The 20328-nt window shown below is 68.6% G+C and carries 20 protein-coding genes; 8 read left to right on the top strand and 12 right to left on the bottom strand.

The genetic code is table 11. The annotated features are described in order from the left end of the window. Positions 1-37 precede the first annotated feature (37 nt). Positions 38-1060: a lipase secretion chaperone gene (locus HMPREF3014_RS10680; protein WP_003117631.1), complete on the top strand. Its 1023-nt coding sequence runs from the start codon at positions 38-40 to the stop codon at positions 1058-1060. A 165-nt stretch (positions 1061-1225) separates the two neighbouring features. On the opposite strand, the gene HMPREF3014_RS10675 is transcribed toward HMPREF3014_RS10680, so the two are convergent. Then, positions 1226-1660, bottom strand: coding sequence for a DoxX family protein (locus tag HMPREF3014_RS10675; RefSeq protein WP_023087187.1), 435 nt, complete (start codon positions 1658-1660; stop codon positions 1226-1228). A 98-nt stretch (positions 1661-1758) separates the two neighbouring features. Beyond that, complete coding sequence (locus HMPREF3014_RS10670; protein WP_023087186.1) at positions 1759-3189, bottom strand: MltF family protein; 1431 nt, start codon at positions 3187-3189, stop codon at positions 1759-1761. Positions 3190-3435: 246 nt separating this feature from the next. Here HMPREF3014_RS10670 and HMPREF3014_RS10665 point away from each other — a divergent pair, with 246 nt between their 5' ends. The 5 genes from HMPREF3014_RS10665 to HMPREF3014_RS10645 all read left to right on the top strand — a co-directional run bounded on the left by HMPREF3014_RS10665 (position 3436) and on the right by HMPREF3014_RS10645 (position 8497). Next, positions 3436-4239: a TatD family hydrolase gene (locus tag HMPREF3014_RS10665; RefSeq protein ID WP_003101675.1), complete on the top strand. Its 804-nt coding sequence runs from the start codon at positions 3436-3438 to the stop codon at positions 4237-4239. 138 nt (positions 4240-4377) lie between these two features. After that, the gene (locus tag HMPREF3014_RS10660; protein WP_003143712.1) at positions 4378-5850 is read left to right on the top strand and encodes a methyl-accepting chemotaxis protein; all 1473 of its coding nucleotides are present in this window, start codon (positions 4378-4380) and stop codon (positions 5848-5850) included. Positions 5851-5975: 125 nt separating this feature from the next. Beyond that, the gene (locus HMPREF3014_RS10655; RefSeq protein WP_003101677.1) at positions 5976-6335 is read left to right on the top strand and encodes an Mpo1-like protein; all 360 of its coding nucleotides are present in this window, start codon (positions 5976-5978) and stop codon (positions 6333-6335) included. A gap of 86 nt (positions 6336-6421) precedes the next feature. Then, positions 6422-6910, top strand: a complete 489-nt coding sequence (locus HMPREF3014_RS10650; RefSeq protein WP_003119860.1) for a putative pterin-binding protein — start codon at positions 6422-6424, stop codon at positions 6908-6910. Between the two features lie 9 nt (positions 6911-6919). Next, positions 6920-8497, top strand: coding sequence for a GGDEF domain-containing protein (locus tag HMPREF3014_RS10645; RefSeq protein ID WP_003101679.1), 1578 nt, complete (start codon positions 6920-6922; stop codon positions 8495-8497). An 8-nt stretch (positions 8498-8505) separates the two neighbouring features. On the opposite strand, the gene HMPREF3014_RS10640 is transcribed toward HMPREF3014_RS10645, so the two are convergent. The 7 genes from HMPREF3014_RS10640 to HMPREF3014_RS10610 all read right to left on the bottom strand — a co-directional run bounded on the left by HMPREF3014_RS10640 (position 8506) and on the right by HMPREF3014_RS10610 (position 15942). Further along, entirely contained in the window at positions 8506-9303 is a 798-nt protein-coding gene (locus HMPREF3014_RS10640; protein WP_003090970.1) for an acyl-CoA thioesterase, read from the bottom strand. Between the two features lie 80 nt (positions 9304-9383). Then, positions 9384-10154, bottom strand: a complete 771-nt coding sequence (locus HMPREF3014_RS10635; protein WP_023087185.1) for a CHAD domain-containing protein — start codon at positions 10152-10154, stop codon at positions 9384-9386. Next, a complete protein-coding gene (gene tgpA / locus HMPREF3014_RS10630) occupies positions 10151-12157 on the bottom strand; it encodes a protein-glutamine gamma-glutamyltransferase TgpA (protein WP_019726502.1) in 2007 nt (668 codons plus the stop codon). Before tgpA ends, HMPREF3014_RS10635 begins: the two co-directional genes overlap by 4 nt. Continuing rightward, a complete protein-coding gene (locus tag HMPREF3014_RS10625; protein ID WP_003110278.1) occupies positions 12154-13107 on the bottom strand; it encodes a DUF58 domain-containing protein in 954 nt (317 codons plus the stop codon). The genes tgpA and HMPREF3014_RS10625 overlap by 4 nt, the downstream gene beginning before the upstream one ends. Continuing rightward, on the bottom strand, positions 13107-14024 hold the full coding sequence (locus tag HMPREF3014_RS10620) for an AAA family ATPase (RefSeq protein ID WP_003090974.1): 918 nt from the start codon (positions 14022-14024) through the stop codon (positions 13107-13109). Before HMPREF3014_RS10620 ends, HMPREF3014_RS10625 begins: the two co-directional genes overlap by 1 nt. A 229-nt stretch (positions 14025-14253) precedes the next feature. Beyond that, positions 14254-14952, bottom strand: a complete 699-nt coding sequence (pyrF, locus tag HMPREF3014_RS10615) for an orotidine-5'-phosphate decarboxylase (RefSeq protein ID WP_003090975.1) — start codon at positions 14950-14952, stop codon at positions 14254-14256. A 96-nt stretch (positions 14953-15048) separates the two neighbouring features. Continuing rightward, positions 15049-15942, bottom strand: a complete 894-nt coding sequence (locus tag HMPREF3014_RS10610) for a LysR family transcriptional regulator (protein WP_003101696.1) — start codon at positions 15940-15942, stop codon at positions 15049-15051. A gap of 45 nt (positions 15943-15987) precedes the next feature. On the opposite strand from HMPREF3014_RS10610, the gene HMPREF3014_RS10605 reads away from it, so the two are divergent. After that, positions 15988-16629, top strand: coding sequence for a DUF924 family protein (locus HMPREF3014_RS10605; protein ID WP_003143708.1), 642 nt, complete (start codon positions 15988-15990; stop codon positions 16627-16629). A 22-nt stretch (positions 16630-16651) separates the two neighbouring features. Here the strand turns inward: HMPREF3014_RS10605 and HMPREF3014_RS10600 are convergent, their stop codons facing one another. Next, positions 16652-17542 (bottom strand): LysR family transcriptional regulator, encoded by an 891-nt coding sequence (locus HMPREF3014_RS10600; RefSeq protein WP_003090978.1) that lies wholly within the window; start codon positions 17540-17542, stop codon positions 16652-16654. A gap of 91 nt (positions 17543-17633) precedes the next feature. Here HMPREF3014_RS10600 and HMPREF3014_RS10595 point away from each other — a divergent pair, with 91 nt between their 5' ends. Beyond that, positions 17634-18104, top strand: a complete 471-nt coding sequence (locus tag HMPREF3014_RS10595; protein WP_003101714.1) for a multidrug/biocide efflux PACE transporter — start codon at positions 17634-17636, stop codon at positions 18102-18104. An 8-nt stretch (positions 18105-18112) separates the two neighbouring features. Here HMPREF3014_RS10595 and HMPREF3014_RS10590 read toward each other — a convergent pair whose 3' ends face one another. Then, positions 18113-19024, bottom strand: coding sequence for a response regulator (locus tag HMPREF3014_RS10590; RefSeq protein ID WP_003090981.1), 912 nt, complete (start codon positions 19022-19024; stop codon positions 18113-18115). Position 19025: 1 nt separating this feature from the next. Next, complete coding sequence (locus tag HMPREF3014_RS10585; protein ID WP_003160587.1) at positions 19026-20327, bottom strand: sensor histidine kinase; 1302 nt, start codon at positions 20325-20327, stop codon at positions 19026-19028. Position 20328 lies beyond the last annotated feature (1 nt).

The raw sequence follows: 20328 nt of genomic DNA, 5'->3' as shown, positions 1-20328 counted from the left end.
GGCCTCGGCCCCGGCCCTTTCCCGGAAGCCCCCTCGCGTGAAGAAAATCCTCCTGCTGATTCCACTGGCGTTCGCCGCCAGCCTGGCCTGGTTCGTCTGGCTGGAACCTTCCCCCGCCCCCGAGACGGCGCCCCCGGCCAGCCCGCAGGCGGGCGCAGACCGCGCCCCGCCAGCAGCCTCCGCGGGAGAAGCGGTGCCGGCCCCCCAGGTCATGCCGGCCAAGGTCGCGCCGCTGCCAACCTCCTTCAGGGGCACCAGCGTCGATGGCAGTTTCAGTGTCGACGCCAGCGGCAACCTGCTGATCACCCGCGACATCCGCAACCTGTTCGACTACTTCCTCAGCGCCGTCGGCGAAGAGCCCCTGCAGCAAAGCCTGGACCGCCTGCGCGCCTACATCGCCGCCGAACTCCAGGAGCCGGCGCGCGGCCAGGCGTTGGCGCTGATGCAGCAATACATCGACTACAAGAAGGAACTGGTGCTGCTCGAACGCGACCTGCCGCGCCTGGCCGACCTCGACGCCCTGCGCCAGCGGGAAGCCGCGGTGAAAGCCCTGCGCGCGCGGATCTTCAGCAACGAAGCGCACGTGGCGTTCTTCGCCGACGAGGAAACCTACAACCAGTTCACCCTGGAGCGCCTGGCGATCCGCCAGGACGGCAAGCTCAGCGCCGAGGAAAAGGCCGCCGCCATCGACCGCCTGCGCGCCAGCCTGCCGGAAGACCAGCAGGAAAGCGTGCTGCCGCAACTGCAAAGCGAACTGCAGCAGCAGACCGCCGCCCTCCAGGCCGCTGGCGCCGGCCCGGAAGCCATCCGCCAGATGCGTCAGCAACTGGTGGGCGCCGAAGCCACCACCCGCCTGGAGCAACTCGATCGGCAACGCTCGGCCTGGAAGGGCCGGCTGGACGACTATTTCGCCGAGAAGAGCCGGATCGAAGGCAATACCGGGCTGAGCGAAGCCGACCGCCGCGCGGCGGTCGAACGCCTGGCCGAGGAGCGCTTCAGCGAACAGGAACGCTTGCGCCTGGGCGCGCTGGAACAGATGCGCCAGGCCGAGCAGCGCTGACCGACACGGAAACGCCAAGAACGCGGCGAAGGGGCTTCGGCGGATAACGCTACCCTCAGGGGTGCAGCCCTGGCGTGGCCGGCGAGGCGGAAACCTGTGCTGCGCGCCGCAACGAAAAAGGGCGGCCACCCGAAGGTGTCCGCCCTTTTTCGTCGCCAGCCCGGTTCAGCGGGACAGCTTGCCGTCCAGCGAGAACTTGCCGGCGCCATCGATCAGCAGCGCCACGCTGATCATCAGCAGGGTCAGGGCATATTCATAGCCGTTGTCGGTGATGAAGAAGCCATTGCCGATGTGCACGCTGAAGATCGCCACGATCATGGTGAAGCCCACCACCACCGACGCCGGACGCACCAGCAGGCCGATCACCAGCGCCAGGCCGCCGAAGAACTCGGCGCTGCCGGCCAGGGGCGCCAGCAGGTAGCCAGGGGTCAGGCCGATGGATTCGAACCACTGCGCCATGCCGTTCAGGCCGGCGCCGCCGAACATGCCGAAGAGCTTTTGCGAACCGTGGGACATCAGGGTAAGACCGGTGACGATACGCAGGATGGCCAGGCCGGCACCGGCGTTGGTCGACAGGATGGTCTTGATCAGTGGATTCATGGTGCGTCCTCAGGTGTGGGATAAGATGGGCACACTATAGGCAAGATAATTCGATATTAAAACCGTAAAAAACGCGTTATCAATATCGAATTTATAGATTATTTTTGAGCCGTCGCCGTCTTCGCACGCACCCCGGGCTCCAGGCGAACCCGTTCGCGTTCATATGCAAGGTAGTACTTGTTGACGCTGCTGACATAACTCACCACACCCATGCCTATCTCTTCCGCAGCCACCCGCTCGACCTGGAAGAACCAGCGATTCGGATCGAGCCCCCGGCGACGCGCCTGGGTGCGCAGGTTCTGTACCCGCTCCGGGCCCATGTTGTAGGCCGCCAGGGTGAACGCCAGGCGCTCGCGTTCGTCGAGGTGCTTGCTGGAGAAGAACTGCTTGCGGATCTTGGTCAGGTAGCGACTGGCGGCCAGCACGTTGCTGTCCTTGTCGTGCACATTGCCGACCCCGACGCTGCGCGCCGCCGCCGGGGTGATCTGCATCAGCCCGCTGGCGCCGCCGGAACCGCGCGCCTTCGGGTTCAGATGCGACTCCTTGTAGGCCACCGCCGCCAGCGCCAGCCAGTCCATGCTGCTCTGCCGCGCGTAGCGCTGCAGCAGTGGACGGACCGCTTCCAGGCGCTTGCGGTCCGCCGCGCCGAGGGGGTTGCGGACCTTGTAGGCGCGCCGGTAGACGCGCTGGAAAGCCACGTCCTGGTCGGCCGGCGCGCGGTAGTCGGCGAGGAAGCGGTCGATGGTCGCGCGCAGGGTGCTGGCATCGCGGCGCACGTACCAGGCCATGTCGGCGCGATTGTCCAGCACCAGGTGGCGGTCGACGCGCAGCTTCGGCAGCACCTTGGCCCAGCGTTCGGCGATGGGCTGCTCGACCACGGTGAAGCCGAGGATGCCTGCCTGGACCATTTCCATCACATCCTCGACGGCCAGGGAAGCGTCCAGCTTTTCGATACGGATCGGTGCCATGCGGCGTTGCGCCAGGCGCTGGTTGACCAGCTCGATGGCGCCCTCGGCGGCGCTGCCGGCCGGCAGCGGGATGGTCCGCCCGGACAACTGCTCCAGGCGCGTGTAGCGCCGGTTGCCTTTGCGCGCCACCAGCACCAGCGGCACATCGGCGCGCACCGGCGCGCTCGGGCTGACCTGCAGGCCGTCGTGCGCCGGCAGCAGTTCGCCGGGGGCGACCAGGTCGCCTTCGCCACGCTGCAGGGCGGCAAGCAACTGGTCCTTGGGCTTGGGTATGAGCTTGAGGGTGAGGTTCCGCGCGGACGGCGAGCGGCTGTTGAGGTATTGCTCGAAGGCGCGCAGGCGACGGTACTCGACGCCAATCGGCTCGCCCTTCACCTCACCCGAGCTGTTGCGGCTCTGGTTGACCAGCACCTTGAGCACGCCAGAGCGGCGGATGCTCGCCAGGTCGCGGGTCTCCGGCTGTTCCCTGTGCCAGTTGTCCGGCTGGCCGGTGATGCGCGCAGCCGCCGGCAAGGGTGCGAGCACCAGCAGGCAAAGCGAAAGCAGCAACAGACGCGTCATCCAGGTCTCCAGAGGCCAGGCTCGATGTCCCTCTCCGGGGGACCGGATCAATCAGAGCATGGCAGTCTTGGCAAGTTCCTCTCCGACAGCGGCTGCAAACGGAGGCATTGGGTAGATAATCCGGGCGCCGAAGAACCCGATCTGCGATTATAACGGATTGTTCTACAAGCGGTTTGCCACCCATCCCCCGGCGGGTCCGGCGCGATCGAGGGGGCGCCGCCTCGCTGCGAACTCCAGGAAGGCACCATGCAACTCATCGATATCGGCGTCAATCTGACCCACGCCAGCTTCGCCCCGGAACGTGAAGCACTGCTCGCCCGCGCGCGCGCCGCCGGGGTGGTACAGATGGTCATCACCGGCACCAGCCTGGCCGACAGCGAACAGGCGCTGCAGCTCTGCGGCGAACTCGACGAGGGCGGCCGGCTGTTTACCACCGCCGGCGTCCACCCCCACGAGGCCAGCCACTGGAACGCCGACACCGCTCGCGGCCTGCGCGCCCTGTTCGACGACCCGCGGGTACGCGCGGTGGGCGAATGCGGCCTCGACTTCAATCGCGACTTCTCTCCCCGTCCGGCCCAGGAAAAGGCCCTCGAGGAACAACTGGCACTGGCCGTCGAGCTACAGCGTCCGGTGTTCCTCCACGAACGCGACGCCAGCGAGCGCCTGCTGGCGATCCTGCGCGACTTCCGCGATCGCCTGCCGGCCGCCGTCGTACATTGTTTCACCGGCGAGCGCCGGGCGCTGTATGGCTACCTCGACCTCGACCTGCACATCGGCATCACCGGCTGGATCAACGACGAGCGCCGCGGCACCCACCTGCATGATCTGGTAGGCGAGATCCCGGTCGGCCGTCTCATGCTGGAAAGCGACGCGCCCTACCTGCTGCCGCGCAGCCTGCGGCCGAAGCCGAAGAACGGGCGCAACGAGCCGGCCTACCTGGTCGAGGTGCTCGACTGCGTGGCCCGCCATCGCGGCGAGAGCGCGGAGCGCCTGGCCGCTCACACCAGCGCCGCGGCGCGGGCGTTCTTCGGCCTGCCGACGATCGACTGAGATCGCCCTCAAGCTCCCGGCGGATCGGCCGCTAAGCTGACGAACGGTCTCGTTGACCCGCATCAACGATTGCCCCTTACTCAGCTTTCAAGATAATGGCGCCTTGCCATTATCTTGCCGATAAGAAGAAATCCCCCTATGGGCACCTGGATCAGCGACATTCCACTGAAATACAAGTTCTGGGCCGTCAACGCGGTGGCCTTCTTCACCACCCTGCTGCTGGTGTTGTTCGCCATGCAGCAGGAAGCCGCCGGGCGCAACGCTTCCGCCCAGCGCGCCGCCGCCGCCGAGGGCGAGCTGGTTCAGAGCTGGCCGGCCGGCAGCACCCTGCCCGCCCGCAGCAACCTGCTGCCGCTGGAACAGGCCGCGAGCCTGGGCGGCACCGCTGCCCAGGCGCTGGGCAAGGGGCAGGGTTGGATCGAGTTGTCCGGCGCGCGCCAGGGCGATACCCCGCTGCTCGGCGCCTGGGTCGGCCAGACCGGCTCCGGCCAGCGCTTCGCCGTGCTCGCCCCGGCCAGCGACCTGTGGCAGGTCTTCGCCGACCGTGCCGGCGCCTACGCCGTCGCCGTGCTGGTGCTGATGCTGGCGCTGCTGGCGGCCTCGCAACTGCTGATCCGCTTCATCCTCACCCACCTGCATACCCTCAAGGACGTGATGCTGCACGTCGAGAAGAGCGGCGACCTGTCCGCTCGCGTACCGCTGCAGGGACGCGACGAAGTCGGCCAGATGGCCAGTGCCTTCAACGCCATGCAGGCCGGCTACCAGCGCATCGTCGGCACCGTCGCCGCGGCCGCTACCAAGCTCGACGAAGGCGCCCAGGCGCTGGCCCGCAGCATGGGCCAGGTACGCCAGGGCATGCTCGGCCAGCAGAGCGAGACCGACCAGACCGCCACCGCGATCAACGAGATGTCCACCACGGTCTTCCATATCGCCCAGCACGCCGCCGACACCCGTGACCAGTCGCAGGAAGCCGACCGCCTGGCCGGCGCCGGCCAGCAGGCGGTGAGCCGGGTCAGCGCGTCGATCGCCGGGTTGTCCCAGGGCGTCCAGGACACCGCCGAGATGATCCAGAAGCTGGCCGAAGACAGCCAGAAGATCAGCGGCGTGGTCAACGTGATCCACGGCATCGCCGAACAGACCAACCTGCTTGCCCTCAACGCCGCCATCGAGGCCGCGCGAGCCGGGGAAATGGGCCGCGGCTTCGCCGTGGTGGCCGATGAGGTGCGCAACCTCGCCCGTCGCGTGCAGGACTCCACCGACGAGATCACCCAGATGATCCTCGCCCTGCAGTCGGGTACCCGCGACGCCGTGGAGTTCATGCAGGAAAGCTCGCTCAAGGCCGACGGTTGCGTCAGCCAGGCCGGCGACGCCGGCGAGGCGCTGGCGGCGATCGCCAACGCGGTGGCGCAGATGCGTGAAAGCAACACGCAGATCGCCGTCGCCGCGGAACAGCAGAGCCAGGTCGCGGAAGAGATGACCCGTTCGGTGGTGGGCATCCGCGACGTCACCGAACTCACCGTGCAGCAGACCGTCGAGTCGGCGGCCACCAGTCAGCAACTGGTCGACCTGGCGGGCGATCTGACCCGCGCCATCGGCCAGCTACGCCTCTGATCCGCAGGCGCACCTGCCTATCGCCCGGATAGGCAGGAATCATTCGCCGCGCTGCCGCACCCCGCCTAGACTCGACGACATGCAAGGATCCGCCCCGCGGGTCGCCGTCACGGAGTACCGAGAACATGGGCAAACGTCATCCCAACCTGCTCGCCTGGCAATGGCGCGGCTATGCCGCCAACCACCGCAACCCGACCAACCTGGTCCTGCACCTGATCGCCGTGCCGCTGTTCATCGTCGCTGCGATCCTGCTGCTCGGCGGCCTGTTCGGCCTGGACCTGCTGCAGGTGGTGCTCGGTGTCATCGGCATCGGCGCCGGCCTGGCGATCCAGGCCAAGGGACACGCGCTGGAGGAACAGGCACCCGAGCCATTCAGCGATCGGCGCGACGCTGTCAGTCGCCTGCTCGTCGAGCAGTTCGTCACCTTCCCCCGCTTCGTCCTCAGCGGCGCCTGGTGGCGGGCTTGGCGCGAACGGCATAAGTGACAGTTCGTCCGGGATTTTGCACAGCCCTTCAGTTTTAGCGCGACGCTGCCGATATAATCGACGGAATCCTGTCGTGGACCGACAACATGCCGTCAACGCGTCAATTAATCGTCTTTCTCTGTTGCCTGGGGCTGCCTCTTGCCCAGGCCGCGGAGCCCGTGCCGCTGGGCGGACGTCCGATCGTCACCCTGCAGCGGTCCGGCGACGCTCCCGTACGGCTGACCCTGTCCGACCTCGAAGCCCTGCCCAGCGAGACCCTGGAAGCCCAGCTCCCCGGCGAGGCCAACGCCCGCTGGCAAGGCGTGCGCCTCAGCCTGTTGCTGCGCCACCTGGACCTGGCGCCGCCCACGCGCCTGCGCGTGCTGGCGCTGAACGACTACTCGGCGATCATCCCGTACAGCGACCTCGACAGCTACCAGCCCATCCTCGCCTATCGCCGCAACGGCGCCTACATGGCGATCCGCGAACGCGGACCGCTTTTCATCATCTACCCGATGGCCCGCTATCCTGAGTTGAGAAACCAGGTCTACTACAACCGTACCGTCTGGCAGGTCAGCTCCATCACTCTTGAGTAAGTAACGGACATGACTGTGCCGCTGCTCGATCCGACAAAGCTGCGCCGGCAACGCCAGATCATGGGGCTGTTGCTCGGCCTGGTGCTGCTCATGGCGCTGATCGCCGGGGCTGCGCTGTGGCTGGCGGTGCGCCAGGCCCAGCAACTGGCCCAGCCGAACCTGCACAACGAGCTGTGGCAGACCTACTCGCTGCGCGCCGAACTGGATCGCACGCTGGACGCCGCGCGGCACACCGAGAGCGGCGAAGGCCAAGCCGACGACCTGGCGATCCGTCTCGAAGTCCTCGCCAGCCTGATCGCGCCGCTGCGCCGCCAGTCGTTGTTCAGGCATCTCGCCGAACCGCGTCCGGAGGTACAGGCCACCCTGCAACGCCTGATCGAGCTCAGCGATCGCTGGTCGAACCAGGCCCCCTGGGGCGATCCCGTCGCCGCGCGCCGCCTGGCCGCGGAGATCGTCCAGCAGGTTCCGCCCTTGCTCGAACCGACCCACCAGATCGTCGTCGCCAGCAACATCGCCCTGACCAACCAGTTGGACGTCGACCGCAAGCGCCTGCACCGGGCGTTCTACGCGTTGTTCTGGGCCCTGCTCGGGATCGGTGCCGGCGGTGCCCTGCTGGTGCTGCGCCTGGTCACCGACTTCAAACGCGCACAGCAACTGGCCGGGCATCTGATCGAGCTTAACGCCACCCTGGAGAAACGCGTCGGCGAGCGCACCCGCCAGCTCAGCGAAGGCAAGGCGCTGCTGCATTTCATCCTCGAGGCCAGCCCGAGCGACGTGGTCCTGCTCAGCGCCTGCGGCGCCAGCATCCATTACGTCAGCCCACGCCTGCTCAAGCGCCTGGGTTGCCAGGCCCAGGACGACTTCAACCTGCCCCGGCTGTTCGCCAGCACCAGCGAATACAGCCGCCTGCAGAACGCCCTGGAGGCGCGCGGCCAGGTGGATGGCTGGGAAGCCCAGCTATGCGGGGAAACGCCTTGCTGGGCGGTGATCTGCGCGCGCCACCTGGAAATCGACGGCGAGCCGGCGACCCTGATCTGGTGCTACGACATCAGCCGGCGCAAGGCCATGGAGCAGGAACTGCGCCTGCTGGCCAGCACCGATACCCTGACCGGCCTGCACAACCGCCACTCGTTCCTGCACCAGGCGGAACTCATGCTCAAGGCCGCCGAACGCTTCCGCCACCCCTGCGTGGCGCTGATGCTGGACATCGACCACTTCAAGAACATCAACGACAGCCACGGCCACCTGACCGGCGACCGCGCCCTGCAACGTGTCGCCGAGACCCTGCGCCAGGGCCTGCGCGAGGTGGACCTGCTCGGTCGCCTGGGCGGCGAGGAATTCGCCGCGCTGCTTCCAGAGGTCAGCCTGGACCAGGCGCTGGACGTCGCCGAACGGCTGCGCGCCGGCGTCGAGGCGCTACGGGTGAGCAATCCCGACGGCGAACCGTTGCGAATGACCGTGAGCATCGGCGTCGCCCTGCGCAGGGACGCCGGGGACGACCTGGAAAGCCTGCTGGTGCGCGCCGACAGCGCGCTCTACCAGGCCAAGAGCGGCGGGCGCAACCGCACCGAGTACGCGCCCGCCTGACATGCGCCTCAGCCGAACACCGTGACCATCTGCCGGCTGATCGCCAGCAACTGGCCGTCGGCGCTCCACATCCGCGCCGCCACGTGGCCGTAGCCGTCACGCGCCTCCTCGATCTCCGCCAGGTAACGGCACCAGTCGCCGCTGCCTTGCTGCGGCAGCGGCTGGAGGAACTCGGCGGTCCAGGTCAGCGAGCTGGCCATCGCCGGGGTGCCCAGGTGCGGCAACAGCGCCGGCGGCCAGGAGTCGAGCAGCGCCAGCAGGTGGGAAACCTCCATGGGCTCTCCCTCGGGTTCGTCGCGGAAACGCATCCAGCCGCCCATCTGGCGCGACTTGTTCGAAGAGAACGGCAGGCCGCCCACTGCCCAGCGCATGGCGATGTAGCGAGTGAACTCCGGGGTCACGTTACGGATATAGGGCAGCTCCTGGCTCTCTTCGGGGCCCTTCATCCCGGCCGCCGGCAACGCTTCCACCGCCACCGCCGACGCGCGGGCGACGCCGAAACTGGCCTGGACCAGCGTCACCACCTGCTCGCCCTGACGGACCTCGACCTGTACCTGGCTCACCGCCTTGCCCTCGCGCAACAACCGGGCGCTGAAGCTCGCCGGCTGCTCGGGGGCCAGCGGTCCGACGAAGCTGACGCCGATGGAGCGCAACGGACGCCCCGCCTCGACCACCGCAAGCATGGCCTCGTAGGCCAACGCCACCACCAGGCCACCGAAGGTGGCGCGGCCCTGGCCCCAACTGGCCGGTACTACCACCGAGGAAGGGTCGCGGCGGACCGCCTGGATCAATTCGGAAAAATTCATGTGTGCCTCGCGAGGGGATTCGAGGGCCCATCTTAGGCGAGGCGATCCTTGGGAAAAAGCCGATCGGAATACCGGCGGCCTCAGTGCTCGGCAAGCGCCTGCTGCAATGTCGACAGGGCCCGTCCGGCACGCTCCCGGGCCAGTTCGAAGCGTGCCGTCCAGACCTCGCGCACGGGCGCCAGGTCCGGCTCGCGCTGGCATCGCAACAGCCACTGTTCGAGGTCGTGCCAATCGCCCAGCGCCGACTGGGCCGCCTTGAGCGGCGCCAGCAGCGAGCCGGGAATGCTGCAATCGTGCGGATAGGCCTCCAGCCCGTAGCGCACGCGCTTGATCCGTAGCCGTAGCGGGTGCCAGTGCTCGTAGGTGGTGTCCGCCAGCTCGGCGTGCAGGGTCTTCCATTGCCGGCGCAGGCGCTTGCGCACCCGGCCATGCAGGCCATCCAGCACGGCATGCCGCTGGGCCGTACGCAACAGGGCCGGCCAGACGTCCAGGCAAAGCTGCAGGCGGTGCAGCGGCTGGCTGGCGAGAACCGCCACGTAGCCGGACTCCAGCACCGGCCGGCGCACCGCCAGCGCATCCCGCAGCCCTTCGGCGGCGAGCGCCGGCAGCAGCACCTCCAGGTCGCGGATCGGCCCGCTGAGCCGCCCGACCTCGGCGGCGGCATGCTCCAGCTCCTCGACGCCGGGGACTCCGCGGATCGGCCGCAGCAGGCTGCGCAGACGGCGCAGGGCGATGCGCAGGTCGTGCAGTGCCTCGCCATCCGTGCGCGCCTCCAGGCGGGCGACCGCCGACATCAACGCCACCTGCTGGCCGATCACCTCGGCCAGCAGTTCATCGATGAACCCCGTCATGCCTGCTCCTCTCCCCGGCCATCCCGCGTGGGCGTGCGCACCAGGCGCCAGGGCAGCGCCCGGCGCAATGCGCGCAGACGCAACCCTGGATCATCGGCACCGCCGTGTCCATAGCGTTGCGCTTCGAACGCGCCGACGAAGGCCGCGATGGCTGGCGCCTGCGCCGGCAGGACGCGGGCGGCGCGCTCGCCGTAGGAGCGTAGCCCTTCGCCGGGGGAACGGCGCAGGCCATGCATCTCCAGCAGGCGTTCGAAGCGGCGCAGTTGGCGGCTGCGCAGATCGTCACGGCCTTGCCAGGGCTTGAGCAGGAACAGCGCGAGCAGACCGACCGACAATATCGCCGCGGCACCGAGCAACAGGCCCAGTCGGGTCGGATCGAGCCCGCCGAACCAGCGCTGCAGGAAGGCGCCCTGCTGCTCACCCTGGTAGGCCAGGACCCAGCGTTGCCAGCCGTAGTTCAGGCTGTCCCAGGCCAGACGCATGTCGTTGAGCCAGGGCAGGCCACGGTAGCGCAACGGCGACAGCGGTGCGTCGGCGAGGTACTCGCTGTCCCCGGCCAGGGCCTGCTCCAGCCCCTGTTCGATCCGTTCGGGCGCCACCTGGTAGGTCGGGTCGACGCTCAGCCAGCCCTGCTCCGGCTGCCAGTATTCGACCCAGGCGTGGGCGTCGAACTGATGCACCAGCAGGTAGTTGCCCGCCGGATTCAGCTCGCCGCCCTGGTAGCCGGCCACCACTCGCGCAGGAATGCCCGCGGCGCGCAGGACGAAAGCCATCGCCCCGGCGTAATGCGCGCAGAAGCCGCTGCGCGTGTCGAACAGGAAATCGTCCACCCCGTCGGCACCGGTCGCTGGCGGTTTCAGGGTGTAGGCGAAGGGCTCGCGGTTGAAGCGCTGCAACAGGGCCGCGACCAGTGCCTGCGGTTGCGCATGGGCCTGGCGCAGTTGCTCGGCCAGGGCGCGCGCGCGCGGATTGCCGTGCATCGGCAACTGCAGGTTGCGCCAGCGCATGCGCGGATCGATGCTGGACTCGCGCAGCGCCTGTGGCCAGGAACTGACTCGGTAGAACAGACGTTGCTCGACCGGCTGCCGTCGCTGCAGGTGGAAATCGCTCATCAGGCGCGTGTCGGTCTGGTCGGTCTGCGCCACGTCGAGGGCGAACAGCCAGGACTGCGAACTGGGCTGCATGATCACGTCGTAGCGCAGCTCGGGGCCACGCTTCTGCCAGTGCATAGCATCCTCGCCCGACCATTGCGGCGCCTGAGCCCAACGTCGTCCGTCGAAACGCTCCATGGTCAAGGCGCGCCAGTAGAGCTGCTCGCGCGGCGGCGGTGCGCCCTCGAAGCGGACCCGGAACGCCAGTTCGGCGGAGCGCCCAAGCTCGGCGATATCCCCTGGCGCCATGCTCTCCGAGAGTCCGGTGACCCCCTTGTTGCCGGGCATCGGCAACGACCACAGCGGCCCCAGGCGGGGGAAGAACAGGAACAGCAGGAGCATCAGCGGCAGCGCCTGCAGCAACAGCCCGCCGGCCAGCCGCAGGGTCGGCCAGGGCCGGCTGGCGAAAGCGCTCTGCTGCAAGCCGATCAGCGCCGCCAGCAACGCGGTCACCGGCAGCAGGCTGTACAGCGCGGCGAGGAAACCGTCGTCGAACAGGTAGCCCACCACCACTGCGAAGAAACCGAGGAACACCAGTACCAGCGCATCGCGGCGGGTCTTCATTTCCACCAGCTTGAGGATGAACGCGGCGATCAGCAGCACCGCCCCCGCGTCCAGGCCCACCAGGCTGCCGCGCGACAACCAGACCCCGGCCCCGGCGAGCAGCGCCAGGGCCAGCTTGACCCAGGCGCGCGGATAGCCGGCACGCATGCGGAAGACCTGCACCCGCCAGGCCGCGCAACCGAGCCACATGGCCGCGATCCACAGCGGCATGTAGGCCAGGTGCGGCAGGATCACCAGTACCTGCGCCACCAGCAGCCAGACCAGCGCGACCCGCGGAATCGCGTTCATCGCGCCGCTCCGAACAACGCTAGCGCACGCAGGCAGGCCTCGCGCTGGGCCTCGCCGCTGGCCGGTTGCAGGCGTGTGCCGGGCAGCGCCAGGCCATAGGGCTGCTGCCGCGCGGAGAGTTCCAGGACTGCATGGCACAAGCGGCCCAGGCGACTTTCGAGATCCCCGCCGAGGCGCTCGAATTCCAGCCACAAGTCTTCCCCGCCGAGCGCGGCGAAGTCCTTCACCAGCAGCCCCTGGCCACGGGAAAACGCCTTCCAGTGCAGGCGCCGCCGCGAGTCGCCCGGCTGGTAGGCGCGCAGTCCCTGGTAGTCGTCGACGCCCGCGCTCGCCAGCGCGCGCCCCTGGTCCTCGGCATCCTCCGCGCCCGGCGCGAGGAACGGCTCGCCGGCCAGCGGCCGAGGGTAGACCAGCGCCTGCTGGCGCAGGTCGACCCAGCTCCAGGCCACCAGCAGGCCGAGGGGAAAGCGACTCTCCACCCGCAGGCGCCCCGGCCGCAGCCAGCCGCGTCGCTCGGTCGGGTGGAACAGCAGCACCTCGGCAGCCGCGTCGCCTGCCAGGTCGGCGTATTCCAGCGGCCGCTCCGGCCAGCCGACGGCGATGGCCTGGCGCGCCCGCCGCGGGCTTTCCAGGCGCACCCGAAAACCGGCGCGCTCGCCGGCGAACACCGGGTCCGCTCCCAACGCGGTGAGGCGCAGGCCGGCAAGGTTGCGATAGGTATGGAGGATGGTCACCACGCCCAGGGACAGCAGCAGGAAGGTCAACCCGTAGGCCAGGCTGTTCTGGTAGTTGATCGCCGCCAGCAGCATCACCAGCAGCGCCAGGCCGAAAGCGCCGCCCTGGCGGGTCGGCAGGATGAATACGCGACGCTGGTTCAGCTCGACGCTGCTCGCCGGCGGTATCCGCCGGTTCAGCCAGCGCTGCCAGCGCGGCCAGTTGCGCAGGCGCATCAGAGCGCCGGGACTTCGCGCAACAGCCATTGCACCAGCGCGCCGCCACCGTGCCCGGTGGGGTCCGCCTGGTCGCGCAGGCGATGCCCGGCGACCGCCGGCAACACCGCCTGGACGTCTTCCGGAATCACATAGTCGCGTCCCGCCAGCAGCGCCCAGGCACGCGCCGCGGCGAGCAACGCCAGGCTACCGCGCGGCGACAGGCCGAGGGCGAAGGCCGGCTGCGTGCGGGTCGCTTCGACCAGGCGCAGCACGTAGTCCACCAGCGCATCGCTGGCGCGGACCTTCGGCACTTCGGCCTGGAAAGCGGCCAGCGCCGCGTGGTCGAGCAAGGGTTCCAGGCGCGGCAGCAGATCGCGCCGAGCTTCGCCGAGCAACAGCGAGCGTTCCGCCGCGCGTCCGGGGTAGCCCAGCGACAGGCGCATCAGGAAGCGATCCAGCTGCGATTCCGGCAGGGAGAAGGTGCCGCCCTGGCTGGCCGGGTTCTGCGTGGCGATGACGAAGAACGGTTCCGGCAAGGGCCGGGTGGCGCCCTCGATGGTCACCTGGCCTTCTTCCATCGCCTCGAGCAAGGCGCTCTGGCTTTTCGGCGTGGCACGGTTGATCTCGTCGGCAAGCACCAGTTCGGCGAAGATCGGCCCGGGATGGAAGACGAATTGCCCGCTGTCCTTGTCGAACACCGAGGTACCGAGGATATCGCCCGGCAGCAGGTCCGAGGTGAACTGGATGCGCTGGAAACTGAGCCCGAGCACCCGCGCCAGGGCATGGCTGAGGGTGGTCTTGCCCATCCCCGGCAGGTCTTCGATCAACAGGTGCCCACGGGCCAGCAGGCAGGCCAGGGCCAGGCGCACCTGGCGGTCCTTGCCCAGGAGAATCTCATCGACCGCCTTCAGGCAGGCTTCCAGGGTGTTCAGCATCCCGACCTCGCGTTTCCGGGGAAAACAGCGATCCTACTGGCCTGGGGCCAGCCGGCAAGGCACTTGCAATTTTTCCTCACGAAACTGTGAAACCGTTGCCACCGGTACTTGCCGGAGTGCCCGCTACAAGCCTAGACGCTGGGGAGGGACAGGCGCGGATGATGCCTGCGCCAGTCCGGCTCGACACGGCGCGCGACGGTCGCCGACGGCAGGCGTGGGGGAAGCCGCCTCAGCCCAGTTCGGCGACGATCGCCGCCAGCGCCTTGGCCGGGTCGGCGGCCTGGCTGATCGGCCGGCCGATCACCAGGTAATCGGAGCCGGCGTCCAGGGCCTGGCGCGGGGTGAGGATGCGCCGCTGGTCGTCCTGGGCGCTGCCGGCCGGGCGGATGCCCGGCGTGACCAGTTGCAGGCCCGGATGGGCGGCCTTCAGCGCCGGCGCTTCCTGGGCCGAGCAGACCAGGCCGTCCATGCCGGCCTTCTGCGCCAGGGCGGCGAGGCGCAACACCTGCTCCTGGGGCTCGATGTCGAGGCCGATGCCCGCCAGGTCCTCGCGCTCCATGCTGGTCAGCACGGTCACGCCGATGAGCAACGGCCTGGGCCCGCTGAAGGCCTCCAGCGTCTCGCGGCAGGCGGCCATCATGCGCAGGCCGCCGGAGCAGTGCACGTTGACCATCCACACGCCCATCTCGGCGGCGGCCTTCACCGCCATCGCCGTGGTGTTCGGGATGTCGTGGAATTTCAGGTCGAGGAACACCTCGAAGCCCTTGCCACGCAAGGTCTCGACTATACCCGCGGCACAACTGGTGAAGAGTTCCTTGCCGACCTTCACCCGGCACAGTTTCGGGTCCAGCTGATCGGCCAGCGCCAGGGCGGCCTCACGGGTGGGGAAATCCAGGGCGACGATGATGGGGGACTGGCAGGCGGACATGGGCTCTCTCGCGGCGAATCGAAAACGGCGCGCATTGTCGCAGAATCCGGCCGTTTGCCGTAGCCCGGAACGCGCCGGGGAGATGAACGTCGTGGACTAGAGGCGGGCGCGGAGCAGTTGCTCCAGCCAGTCGACGAATGCCCTGACCCGCCGCGACAGATGCCGCCGGTGCGGATACAGGGCGTACGCCGGCATCGCTTCGGCCCGCCACTGCGGCAGCACCTCGCGCAGCTCGCCGCGTTGGAGGTGCTCGCGCACGTCGTAGGCAGGGATCTGGATCAGGCCCAGTCCGGACAGGCAGCAGGCGATGTAGCTTTCCGCGTTGTTCACCGTGACCCGGCTGCGCAACGCGCGGGTCAGGGTGCGCCCATCCTCGCGGTACTCCCAGGGCAACACCCGGCCGCTGCTGGGCGAGGCATAGTTGACCGCCCAGTGCCGGTCGAGGTCGGCTGGCGTCCGTGGCTCGCCATGCTCTTCCAGGTAGGCGGGACTGGCGCAATTGATCAGTTGCATCTCGCCGAGGCGTCGCGCCACCAGGCTGCTGTTGCCCAACTGGCCGACCCGCAGGACGCAGTCGACGCCCTCCTGCACCAGGTCCACCGAACGGTCGCTGGAGCCCAGTTCCAGTTCGATGTCCGGATGCTGGCGGAAGAATTCCGGCAGCGCCGGGGCGATCAGCAGTCGCGCCACCCGGCTCGGCACGTCGACCTTGAGCCGGCCGCTGGCGCGGCTGCCGTCGTGGAACAGGCTCTCCAGCTCCTCCATGTCTTCCAGCAGGTGGCGGCAACGCTCCAGCACCACGCTGCCGTCGTGGGTCAGCTGGACCTGCCGGGTGGTGCGATGCAGCAGCCGGCTGCCGAGTTGCGCTTCGAGCTGCTGGACCGCCGCCGAGACCGTCGCCCGCGGCATGTCCAGCAGGTCCGCGGCCTTGGTGAAGCTGCCGGTTTCGGCAACGCGCAGGAACACGCGCATGCTGTCCAGACGATCCATGGGCAGGCCCCTTCTCTCTATTCGGGATGGCTGGACAGTCTATCCATGCCACCTACGTTTATTCAAAGAACCCGGACCAATAGCCTGGAGTCCCTACTCTACTTCCTGGATCCGCAGATGCCCCATGCAGCGCTTTTGCTTCCTCCCAGCGCGTCCCCGCTGCCGGAAGTGGTCGGTTTCTGGCGCGATGCCGGCCCTACCCTCTGGTTCGCCAGGAACGCCGATTTCGACCGGCGCTTCCGCGAGCGCTTCGCCCATCTCTACGAGCTTGCCTGCGCCAACGCGCTGCGCCCGGCTGCCGGTGAAGCCGAGGACCATCTCGGCCTGCTGTTGCTGCTCGACCAGTACCCGCGCAACGCCTTCCGTGGAACCCCGCGCATGTACGCCAGCGACGCCCAAGCGCGGCGCTGGGCGGAGCGGGCTCTGGGACAAGGCCTCGACCGCCAGGTCGGGGACGCGCTGCGGCTGTTCTTCTACCTGCCGTTCGCCCATGCCGAGAACCTTGCCGACCAGGATCGCTCGGTAGCGCTGAACCACGGACTCGGCCAGCCCTTCCTCGCCCACGCTCGTGAGCATCGCGAGATCATCCGCCGCTTCGGGCGCTTTCCCCATCGCAATCCGATCCTCGGTCGCCCGTCCAGCGCCGAGGAACTCGCCTTCCTCGCCGCCGGCGGCTTCGCCGGCTGAACCGGGGCTCAGCCGGCCCTCCCTAGATAGGCAGGTCGCGATCCAGCAAGCGGTCCAGCAACCAGTTGGCCGCCGGTCCCAACGGCCGCTGCCGCGACCAGACCACGTCCACCGCCTGGCTGCGCGGCCAGCCGGACACCGGCAACTCCTTCAGCCGTCCGTTGGCGTAGCCGCTGACCAGCCAGCGCGGCAGCTCGGCCCAACCGAAGCCGTGGGTGGCCATTTCCAGCAGCAACAGGTAGTTGGGCGCCGACCAGCAGCGCCCGCCGCTGGACGGCAGGCCGTCGTTGATCGCCGCGCCGGTCTCGCTATAGGTGTTCAGGCGCAGCAGACGCCATTCGGAAAGGTCACGCTCGCTGACCCGCTCCAGGCCCGCCAGCGGATGGTCGACGGCGGCGAACAGGCCGAACTCGGCACGCTCGGCGACCGCCGCCACGCCCAGCTCCGGCGGGTAGTGCGGCTGCGCGGCGAGCAGGCCGAGGGTGGCGCGGCCGCGGCTGACCTGGGCGATCACGTCCTGGTCCTCGGCGATCAGGCATTCGAACTCCAGCTCAGGGTAACGCTCGTCCAGTTCGGCCAGGCGCGCCTCGTAGCGCGCCGAATGGTAGGTGTCGGATAGCGCCAGGGTCACCCGTGGTTCCGAGCCGCCGGCGAGCAGCGCGGCGACCCGGCGCAGGCGGTCGGATGCGCCGAGGACCTCCTCGACCCGTCCCAGCAGGGTGCGCCCGGCCTCGGTCAGTTGCGGCTGGCGGCCACTGCGATCGAAGAGTTCCAGGCCGAGGTCGATCTCCAGCCGGGCAATGGCCTCGCTGACGGTCGACTGGCTCTTGCCCAGCTTGCGCGCGGCGGCGCTGAAGGAGCCGAGGGAAACGGCCTGGACGAAGGCCTCGAGGGATTCGGGCGACAAATGCATATCGGTTTTTCCGATGGTATCCAACTTAACCCTATCCCAAAGACCGATGACAATACAGCCCGACTTCAACGACGAACCGGGAGCGTTCGCCATGACCCACACCCACACCGCCCTCGACAAGACTCTCAAGGAGCGGATCTTCCACGCCCTGGCCTTCGAGGGCCTGGCCGTCCTCCTCACCGCGCCGGTGCTGTCGCTGGTGATGAACAAGCCCCTGGCGCACATGGGTGCGCTGACGCTGATGTTCTCCACCGTGGCGATGCTCTGGAACATGCTCTTCAACAGCCTCTTCGACCGCGCCCAGCGGCGCATGGGCTTCCAGCGCACCCTGCAGGTCCGGGTGCTGCATGCGATGCTTTTCGAGCTGGGTCTGATCGTGGTGCTGGTACCGCTGGCCGCCTGGTGGCTGTCGATCGGACTGGTCGAGGCGTTCCTCCTCGACATGGGCCTGATCCTGTTCTTCCTGCCCTACACCATGGCCTTCAACTGGAGCTACGACGTCCTCCGCGCACGCCTGGTGGAAAGCCGCCAGGCCAAGGCCGCCGGTTGCGACGCCGGCTAGGCCGGCGTTCAGGCCGTCAGCCGCTCGCGCAGGCGGCCGAGCATGCCGAGCAGGCTGCCGACCCGTTCCTTCTCGCGCTCGTCGCGCGGCACCTCGGCCAGCCGGTCGACCTCCGGCAGGCTTCGCCCGCGCCACAGCAAGGCCTGCTCGGCGGCCGCCTTCAGGCCTTTCTCGAACAATCCCCTGCGGATCGGCTTGGGCAGGTAGCGGAATATCTGCGCCTGGTTGATCAGTTCGAGCAGGGCCTGGGTGTCGCGGAACGGCGTAACCACCAGGCTGAGCAGGCGCGGATGGGCCTGGGCCAGGGATTTCAGCAGCGGCGCGGTATGCTCCCCGGCCAGCTTCAGGTCGCTGACCAGCACCTCCACCGGTTCGGTGTTCAGCCACACCAGCGCCTCGGCCAGGTTGCGCGCGCGCAGCAGGCGATGCCCGCCGGCATGGCAGAAGGCCCCGACGCAGTCCAGGGTTTCCGGGTCGTCGTCGAGCAGCAGCACGCTCAGCGGCGCCGCCAGCGTGGCCGCGGGCGGCGCCGGCAGGCCCTGGCGGCTGGCGATCTCCGCCGCCTGGCGCAGGGTGAAGGCCATTTCCTGGGGATTCCAGGGCTTGGTCAGGTAGCGGAAGATGCCACCGTCGTTGAGCGCGTCGACGGCGGCATCGAGGTCGGAATAGCCGGTGAGGAGAATCCGCAGGGTCTCCGGATAGCGCTCGCGAGCCTGCGCCAGCAGTTCGGCGCCGCTCATCTGCGGCATGCGCTGGTCGCTGACCAGCACCTGTATCCGTTCCGTCTTCAGGCGCTCCAGGGCGCGCCGCGGGTCGCTCTCGGTGAGCACCTCGTAATGGCGGCGGAACTGCATGGCCAGGCTGCGCAGGATGCGCTCCTCGTCATCGACGAAGAGAATGCGGACGGGAGATGGGCTCATGTCAGGCGCTCCGTTTCAGTTCGCGGGCCTGCTCTCGCGGCAGGCTGATGAGGAAGCGGGTTCCGCGGCCCGGTTCGGAGGCCACGCGGATGGTCCCGCCATGTTGCTGGATGATCTTGTAGCTGATCGACAGGCCGAGCCCGGTGCCCTGCCCCACCGGCTTGGTGGTGAAGAACGGGTCGAAGATCCGGCCGAGGACCTCGGCGGGCATGCCCTTGCCGTTGTCCTGCACGGAGAGGAACACCTGGCGCTCGTCGGCCCAGCTCTTCAGCAGGATGCGGCCGAAACGCTCCATGGCCTGCGCGGCGTTGGTCAGCAGGTTCAGCAGCACCTGGTTGATCTGCGACGGCGCGCAGGCGATAAGCGGCAGCTCGCCGAGCTGGCTGCTGATCTCGGCCTTGTCCTTGATGGCGGTGCGGGCGATCAGCACGGCGTTGCGCACGCAGTCGTTGAGGTCGACCTCCTCGCTGAAGGCGCGGTCCAGGCGGGCGAAGTCCTTGAGCCCGGAAACCAGCTCGCCGATCTGGCCGAGGCCGTAGCGGGTATCGACGAACAATTGCCGCAGGTCCTCGCGCAACTGTTCGACGGCGGCTTCGCGGCGCACCGCGTCGGCCGCCTGCAGCGCCTGCGCCAGGCGCGCTTCGTCGCACTGCGGGTCGCCCAGGCAGTCGACCAGCGCCGCCTGGGCATCGGCCAGGCGCAACAAGGGATCGCTCAGCTCCTCCAGCAGCGCCAGGTTGTTGCCGACGTAGCCGAGCGGCGTGTTCAGCTCGTGTGCGACCCCGGCCACCATCTGCCCGAGCGAAGCCATCTTTTCCGACTGCACCAGTTGCGCCTGGGACTCCTTGAGGTCCACCAGCGCCTTGCGCAGCACCCGGTTGCGCTGGGCGATGCGCGCCTCCATGGCCTTCAGCAGGTCGAGTACGGTGCCCAGGCCACGGTAGCGGCCCTCTTCGTCGACCAGGGCGAAGTCCTCGGTGATCGGATACTGCAGGCGACCGGTGACCTGCTGCGCCGCCTCCTCCAGGCTGGCGCCGAGGGAGACGCTGAGGGGCGCCCGGTTCATGACGTCGCGCACCGGATGGCGGCCCCAGAGGTCGCGGCCGAAACGCTGCATGAAGATGTCCTGGAGGGTGTAGCGGCTGACCAGGCCGAGGACCCGGCGCTCGTCGTCGACCACCGGCAGCGAGAGGAAGGCACGGTGCTCCGGCATCAGCAGGCGGTCGGCGACGTCGCTGATGCTCATCGCCGGAGTCAGGGGTTCCACCGGGCGCAACAGACGGGACAACGCGCTCGGAGACATC

This window comes from Pseudomonas sp. HMSC065H01, assembly GCF_001815235.1.
Classification (GTDB): domain Bacteria; phylum Pseudomonadota; class Gammaproteobacteria; order Pseudomonadales; family Pseudomonadaceae; genus Pseudomonas; species Pseudomonas aeruginosa.
This window is presented reverse-complemented; position numbering and strand designations above follow the sequence as displayed.

Coding starts and splice junctions, on each gene's coding strand:
- HMPREF3014_RS10660 (WP_003143712.1), top strand. CDS start 4,378: ATGGGCACCTGGATCAGCGACATTCCACTGAAATACAAGTTCTGGGCC.
- HMPREF3014_RS10670 (WP_023087186.1), bottom strand. CDS start 3,189: ATGACGCGTCTGTTGCTGCTTTCGCTTTGCCTGCTGGTGCTCGCACCC.
- HMPREF3014_RS10605 (WP_003143708.1), top strand. CDS start 15,988: ATGCCACCTACGTTTATTCAAAGAACCCGGACCAATAGCCTGGAGTCC.
- HMPREF3014_RS10625 (WP_003110278.1), bottom strand. CDS start 13,107: ATGCGCCTGCGCAACTGGCCGCGCTGGCAGCGCTGGCTGAACCGGCGG.
- HMPREF3014_RS10650 (WP_003119860.1), top strand. CDS start 6,422: ATGCCGTCAACGCGTCAATTAATCGTCTTTCTCTGTTGCCTGGGGCTG.
- HMPREF3014_RS10610 (WP_003101696.1), bottom strand. CDS start 15,942: ATGGATCGTCTGGACAGCATGCGCGTGTTCCTGCGCGTTGCCGAAACC.
- HMPREF3014_RS10665 (WP_003101675.1), top strand. CDS start 3,436: ATGCAACTCATCGATATCGGCGTCAATCTGACCCACGCCAGCTTCGCC.
- HMPREF3014_RS10675 (WP_023087187.1), bottom strand. CDS start 1,660: ATGAATCCACTGATCAAGACCATCCTGTCGACCAACGCCGGTGCCGGC.
- pyrF (WP_003090975.1), bottom strand. CDS start 14,952: ATGTCCGCCTGCCAGTCCCCCATCATCGTCGCCCTGGATTTCCCCACC.
- HMPREF3014_RS10620 (WP_003090974.1), bottom strand. CDS start 14,024: ATGCTGAACACCCTGGAAGCCTGCCTGAAGGCGGTCGATGAGATTCTC.
- HMPREF3014_RS10640 (WP_003090970.1), bottom strand. CDS start 9,303: ATGAATTTTTCCGAATTGATCCAGGCGGTCCGCCGCGACCCTTCCTCG.
- HMPREF3014_RS10595 (WP_003101714.1), top strand. CDS start 17,634: ATGACCCACACCCACACCGCCCTCGACAAGACTCTCAAGGAGCGGATC.
- HMPREF3014_RS10585 (WP_003160587.1), bottom strand. CDS start 20,327: ATGTCTCCGAGCGCGTTGTCCCGTCTGTTGCGCCCGGTGGAACCCCTG.
- HMPREF3014_RS10590 (WP_003090981.1), bottom strand. CDS start 19,024: ATGAGCCCATCTCCCGTCCGCATTCTCTTCGTCGATGACGAGGAGCGC.
- HMPREF3014_RS10655 (WP_003101677.1), top strand. CDS start 5,976: ATGGGCAAACGTCATCCCAACCTGCTCGCCTGGCAATGGCGCGGCTAT.
- HMPREF3014_RS10600 (WP_003090978.1), bottom strand. CDS start 17,542: ATGCATTTGTCGCCCGAATCCCTCGAGGCCTTCGTCCAGGCCGTTTCC.
- HMPREF3014_RS10645 (WP_003101679.1), top strand. CDS start 6,920: ATGACTGTGCCGCTGCTCGATCCGACAAAGCTGCGCCGGCAACGCCAG.
- HMPREF3014_RS10635 (WP_023087185.1), bottom strand. CDS start 10,154: ATGACGGGGTTCATCGATGAACTGCTGGCCGAGGTGATCGGCCAGCAG.
- tgpA (WP_019726502.1), bottom strand. CDS start 12,157: ATGAACGCGATTCCGCGGGTCGCGCTGGTCTGGCTGCTGGTGGCGCAG.